5 protein-coding genes are annotated in these 6,000 nt (G+C 70.3%); 3 read left to right on the top strand and 2 right to left on the bottom strand.

Annotation, left to right across the window (positions count from 1 at the left end; translation table 11 throughout):
* A partial coding sequence (locus tag P1P75_RS21280; RefSeq protein WP_319257672.1) for an MMPL family transporter occupies positions 1 to 2,181 on the bottom strand: 2,181 nt, incomplete at its 3' end.
* A 230-nt stretch (positions 2,182 to 2,411) separates the two neighbouring features.
* On the opposite strand from P1P75_RS21280, the gene P1P75_RS21275 reads away from it, so the two are divergent.
* Entirely contained in the window at positions 2,412 to 3,374 is a 963-nt protein-coding gene (locus P1P75_RS21275) for an ATP-binding cassette domain-containing protein (RefSeq protein ID WP_319257670.1), read from the top strand.
* Positions 3,367 to 4,143, top strand: coding sequence for an ABC transporter permease (locus tag P1P75_RS21270; protein WP_086769269.1), 777 nt, complete (start codon positions 3,367 to 3,369; stop codon positions 4,141 to 4,143). Before P1P75_RS21275 ends, P1P75_RS21270 begins: the two co-directional genes overlap by 8 nt.
* A gap of 278 nt (positions 4,144 to 4,421) precedes the next feature.
* Here P1P75_RS21270 and P1P75_RS21265 read toward each other — a convergent pair whose 3' ends face one another.
* The gene (locus tag P1P75_RS21265) at positions 4,422 to 5,390 is read right to left on the bottom strand and encodes a helix-turn-helix transcriptional regulator (protein ID WP_319257668.1); all 969 of its coding nucleotides are present in this window, start codon (positions 5,388 to 5,390) and stop codon (positions 4,422 to 4,424) included.
* A gap of 228 nt (positions 5,391 to 5,618) precedes the next feature.
* Between P1P75_RS21265 and P1P75_RS21260 the strand changes: the two genes are divergently transcribed.
* Positions 5,619 to 5,879, top strand: a complete 261-nt coding sequence (locus tag P1P75_RS21260) for a hypothetical protein (protein ID WP_319257666.1) — start codon at positions 5,619 to 5,621, stop codon at positions 5,877 to 5,879.
* Positions 5,880 to 6,000 lie beyond the last annotated feature (121 nt).

Here is a 6,000-nt window from a genome sequence, read left to right as displayed (position 1 = left end):
GTCCGGGGCGGCGGGGCGGGACTTGCGCAGGAACGAGGGGGCCGCCCAGTTGGCGTCGCCGAGCAGGAGCATCACCGAGGGCAGCAGGACCGCGCGGACCAGGGTGGCGTCCAGCAGGACGGCGACCGCGAGGCCGACGCCGAGCTGCTTGAAGTCCTGCATCTCCAGCGTTCCGAAGACCGCGAAGACGGCGACCATGATCAGGCCGGCGCTGGTGACGACGCCCGCGGTGCTGCGGATGCCGTGCGCGATGGCGTCGCGGGTGGTGGCGCCGCGGTCGTAGGCCTCGCGGATCCGGGAGACGACGAAGACGTGGTAGTCCATCGACAGGCCGAACAGGACCACGAAGACGAACAGCGGCATCCAGGACTCGACCGCGCCGATGCCCTCCGTGCCGACCAGCGAAGCGCCCCAGCCGTGCTGGAAGACGGCCGTCATCACGCCGTACGCGGCGCCCACCGAGAGCAGGTTGAGGAGGATCGAGGTGAGGGCGATGACGGGGGAGCGGAAGGAGAACAGCATCAGCAGGAAGGTCACGCCGAGGACGAAGGCGAAGACCGGGACGATGCTCTTCTTCAGCTGGTCGTTGTAGTCGACGGAGAAGGCCAGGTCGCCGCGGACCAGGGCGGTGGTGCCGGCGACCTTGCCGACGGTGTCCGGGACGAGGGTCTCGCGCAGGGTGGTGAGGGCCTTCCTGGAGGTGGCGTCGGAGCCGTTTCCGGCCAGCGGGACGCTCAGTTCGGCGATGTTCTCCTTCGCGTGGACGGTGACGTCGATGGCCTTGCCGGTCTGGCCGGAGGCCACGGCCCGCGCCCGGAAGTCGGCGATGGCCCGCGTCATCTCCGCGGAGTCGATGTCGGTGGCCTTGACGATGACGCTCGCGGGCGCGGGTGAACCGGGGAAGTCCTTCTCGATCTGCTGGGAGACGACCACGGTCGGGTTGTCCTTGGGCAGCAGCTTGTCGGTGCCGAGCTTCTCCGTCTTCATGCCGAGCGCGGGCGCGGCCAGGGCGAGCAGGAAGGCGACGGCGAGGACGGCGAAGACGGCGGGACGGGCGAGGACACCGCGCAGCAGGACGCTGTTGCGCGGAGCGACGGAACCGGAACCGGCGGTGGCGCGGCGGGCGCGGCGGCGGCCCAGGAACGGGATGCGGCCGGCGCCGATCCGGTCGCCGAGCATGGCCATCAGGGCGGGCAGGACGGTCATGGAGCCGAGGACGGCGATGACAACGACCTCGATGGTGGCGATGGCGAAGCCCTCGAACACGGTCAGCCCGGACAGGAACATGCCGGCCATGGCGACGCACACCGTGAGGCCGGAGATCAGCACCGAGTGGCCGGAGGTGGCCGCGGCGATCTGCAGGGCGGTGGCGTGGTCGCGGCCCGCCTCGCGCTCCTCACGCTGGCGGCGCAGGTAGAAGAGGCAGTAGTCGACGCCGACGGCGAGCCCCATCAGGAACATCATGGAGTTCGTCATGCCGTCGACCGGCACCACGTGGCTGGTCAGGGCGAGCAGGCCCATCGCGCCGACGCAGGCGGTCACGGCGAGTGCGATCGGCAGCAGGGCGGCGACCAGCGCGCCGAACACGGCGAGCAGGATGCCCAGCGAGACCGGCAGCGCGGTGTACTCGGCGCGCACGAAGTCCTCGCCGAGGCTGTCGTTGATGGCCTTCAGGCCGGTGGCGGCACCGTACTGACCCAGCGTCACGTCCTGGTGGGCGGCGTCCGTCTTCTCCACGGCGTCGATGACCGGCTGGACGCGGTCCGCCGCGGTGTCCGGGTCGCCCTTGACGTCGTACTGGATGAGCGCGGCGTGCTTGTCGGCGGAGACCAGTTGGGTGGTGTCGGGGGTGCGGACCCGGGTGACGAGGCCGGTGGCCTCCAGGGCGTCGGTGGTGTCGGCGACGGCCTTGGTGAACCCGGGGCTGTCGGTGGTGAGTTCGTCGCTGCGGATGTAGATCAGTTCACCGGCGGGTTCGGTCAGTCCGGCGTCCTGGAGGATGCGCTCGGCGCGGCCCGAGTCGCCGGTTCCGTAGTCGGCCTCGGTGAGGTTGACCTGGCCCGCCGAGCTGCCCAGCGTCATCACCAGAACGACCAGGACGAGCCAGCCGAACACCGCGGTCTTCCGGTGTTCGGCACTCCACCTGCCGAGTGCGGCTGCGAGGTTCCGTTTGGCTGCCATTTCGCTTCTTCTCTCCTGCGGCATGGGGGGTGCGGGGTTCCGGGAAAAAGCTTGGCGCGCGCTCGCGGGCATTCGTAGGTCTCGCGGAGGCAGCATGCTGCGGCTGCAGAGTGCTGCCATGTCATACCGGACATTACGGGCACCTGGCCGGTATTTATCCTGCTACCTTCACGCCTCGGAAAGCGAATCCACACACACTCGGAGAGATCCAGAAGAGGGCGGGGAGGGGCATGGAATTCGCCATTCAAGCCGAAGGGTTGAAAAAGCGATTCGGTGATCACGAAGTGCTGGCCGGTGTCGATCTGAGCGTTCCACCGGGAACGGTGCTCGGACTGCTCGGCCCGAACGGCGCGGGAAAGACGACCACGGTGCGCACCCTGGCCACCCTCCTCGCGCCGGACGCCGGCCGCGCGACGGTGGCCGGATACGACGTGGTGCGCCGGCCGCGCGAAGTGCGCCGCAGGATCGGCCTGGCCGGGCAGTACGCGGCCGTGGACGAACTGCTCACCGGGCGCGAGAACCTGGTCCTGATCGGCCGGCTGATGGGCCTCGGCCGGCGCGGCGCGCAGACCCGGGCCGAGGAACTCCTCGACGGCTTCGGGCTCCAGCACGCGGCGGGCCGGCCCTCGAAGACGTACTCCGGCGGCATGCGGCGGCGGCTCGACCTGGCCGCCTGTCTCGTCGCCTCGCCGCAGGTGCTGTTCCTCGACGAGCCGACCACCGGGCTCGACCCGGCGAGCCGGATCACGCTGTGGCAGCAGGTCCGCGAGCAGATCGCCCGCGGTGTCACCGTGCTGCTGACCACGCAGTACCTGGAGGAGGCGGACTTCCTCGCCGACCGCATCACCGTGTTCGGCTCCGGCCGGGTGATCGCCGAGGGGACCGCCGACGAACTCAAACGGAAGGTGGGTGACGAGCGGCTGGAGATATCCGTCGAGCGTTCCGAGTCGCTCGACGTGGCGGCGGCGGCGCTCGGGCGCGCGGTGTCCGAGGCACCGGTGGTCGACCGGGAGACCCGGCGGGTCGCGGTGCGGCTCGTGGACGGCATCGGGGGAGTGGCCCGCGCGGCCGCGGAACTCGAGCGGTCCGGGGTGCCGGTGACCGACTTCGCCGTGCGGCGGCCGTCGCTCGACGAGGTGTTCCTCCAGCTGACCGGGACGGGTGCGCAGACCAAGGAGAGCGGCGATGAGTGAGGTCCTGGCCCTGACCGGGCGGCAGATGACGCATCTGCGCCGGACACCCGAGAAGATCATCTCGGTGTCCCTCACGCCGATCGCGATGGTGGTCATCCTCGGCTATCTGTTCGCGAGTGTGATCAGCGTCAAGGGCGGCGAGTACCACGACTACGTGATGGCCGGCGTGTTCGCCCAGGTCGGCCTGGCCTGTGTGGGCGCCACCGCGCTCGGGGTGGCGTCGGACCTGCGGGCGGGGCTGACCGACCGGTTCCGGTCGATGCCCATCTCGCGGGCCTCGGTGCTCTTCGCGTACACCGTGGCGGACCTGGTCACCGCGGCTGCCGCGATGGGCGCGGTGGCGGGCATCGGCCTGCTGGTCGGCTGGCGTATCCACGGCGGGTTCTTCGAGGCGGTCGCGGGTTTCGCGCTGCTTCTCGGATTCACGTACGCGATGCTCTGGCTGGGCGTGCTGATCGGTCTCGCCATGCGCAACATGGAGGCCATCAACGGCGTCACCGCCCTCGCCCTGGTGCTGTTCTCGTTCCTCTCCAACTCCTTCATGCCGCTGCGGGGACTCCCCGGATGGCTGCGTGCGGTCGCGGAGTGGAACCCGGTCAGCTCGGTGGCCGAGGCATGCCGGGTGCTGTGGGGCAACGCCCCCGCCTCCGCGGGTGCGAGCCTGCCGGTACGGCATCCGGAACTGGCCTCGGTGCTCACCCTGGGCGTGCTGCTGGCGGTCGTCGTGCCGCTGGCCCTGCGCGCCTTCCGCTCCGCCGCGGCCCGGTGAGCGGCGGGTGTCGTGGCGCCCGGCGCCACAGCCGCGACACCCGCTTCCCCCGGGGGGCGGCTTCGGTTTCCACGGCGGGCCGCGCGCCCTGCGCCGCTACGGCGGCCCGCCCCACTTCTGCTTCTACGTCGGCTTGCGCATCTGCTTCTTCTACGTCGGCTTGCGTATCTGCTTCAACGGTGGTCCGCGGCGCCCGTGTCGCCCCGCCGGTCCGCGTCACCCTCGTCTCCACGCAGGCCCGCCTCGTGCGCGCGGCCGGTGCCGGCGGTCCGGGCGGGTCAGTCCGAGGTGCCGCCCTCTGCCGTCGCGCCTCTCAGCCAGCCGCGTTCTCCCGCGAGGACACCGGCCTGGAAACGGCTGCGGGCGCCGAGCTGGCTCATCAGTTCGGCCGTGATGCGGCGCGAGGTGCGCACCGAGACCCCGATCTTTCTGGCCACCACGTCGTCCGTGTAGCCCTGGGCGAGGAGGCTGAGGATGGCGCGGGCCTGGCTGGACAGGCCGGTGCGGGAGTCGGTGATCGGCTCCTGGCCGTAGGGCGTCGCGGCCTCCCAGACGTGTTCGAACAGCGAGCACAGGGCGGAGACCAGGCCCTTGCCGCGCAGCAGCAGGGCGCCGGAGGCGGTGTTCTCCGGGTCGGAGGGGACCACGGCGACCCGCCGGTCGAAGATGATCAGCCGCAGGGGCAGGGTGGCCACGGTGCGGACCCGTCCGCCGAGGTCGGTCAGCCAGTCGAAGTGCGTGGTCATGTCCGGGTCGCCGAGCGAACCCTGCAGATAGACGCTGCGCATGTGGACGCCCCGGCTCAACAGGCTCTCGTCCAGCGGGCGGACCGCGCGGCGGGAGTCGGCCGGCTGTCTGCTGAGCGGGATGAAGGCGCTCAGCTCCTCGGTGCATTCCTGGGACAGTTCCTCCAGCCGGGCGCGGATCATCTCCAGGCCGGTGATGCGCTCGACCTCCAGTCCGCGCTGGTTGCGGACCGCGTTGTGATAGCTGCCGATGATCTCGGTGACGGCCTGGCGGCTGGTGGCGATGGCCTGCTGGCGTTCGGCGAGCCGGACCTCCTCCTGGGTGAGCAGCGCGGTCAGCCGCAGTTCGGGGTTGACGACGAGGAGTTCGCTGGGGGTGTCCCCGGAGGGGCGGACGAGAGCGAGGCGGGCCAGCTCGTCGAGGGCGTGCCGGACCCGCTCGACGGGCCAGTCCAGATGCGAGGCGAGCCCCGGCACATCCAGATGGGGTTCCCCGATCATGGCTCGATACAGACATTCCGGATCAGATGCCAGCCCGAGTATCCGCAACACTCTTCGCCCCCTATGTACGTCTTCGGACCACGTACCAGTCTCCCGCTCTCCCGTCCCCGCGGGCTAGGTAGATCGTCAGTGACGGCCCCGGCTGTCTGACCGGAATGAGACACCTGTGGCGCGATTACAACCGAAGTTGACCGATTGTCGGCCAAGCTGCGCGAGCTTGCTATGTACATGATTAATGTGCGCCTGATGCCCGGTCCCGGGCCGCTGGACGACCGTGAACTGCGCCGGTCCGTCCGAGAAGTGGCCGGCACCCAGGACGGCGTCCAGCACGTCTACGCGGAGGTCGGTGCCGATGGCGCCGACCTCGTCCTGTTCGTGTCCGCCTCCACGCAGGCGGCCGCCCATGCCGCCGCGCGGCGGGTCGTGACGCGGTCGCTCGGGGTGGAGTCGCTGCGCGGCTGGGCGATCCGGGACTCCGCCGGCGACTGACCGGCCCTGGCCGTCTCCGGTTCCCGGAATGTTGGGCTCCTATTTCGATGCGCCCCCATATGCCATGGGGGAATGGTTAATTCCCTTTTTAGCGGAGCCGGAAAATCAATCTGGCATGACG

It is taken from the genome of Streptomyces sp. ID05-39B, from assembly GCF_033794725.1.
Classification (GTDB): Bacteria; Actinomycetota; Actinomycetes; order Streptomycetales; family Streptomycetaceae; genus Streptomyces; species Streptomyces bobili.
This window is presented reverse-complemented; position numbering and strand designations above follow the sequence as displayed.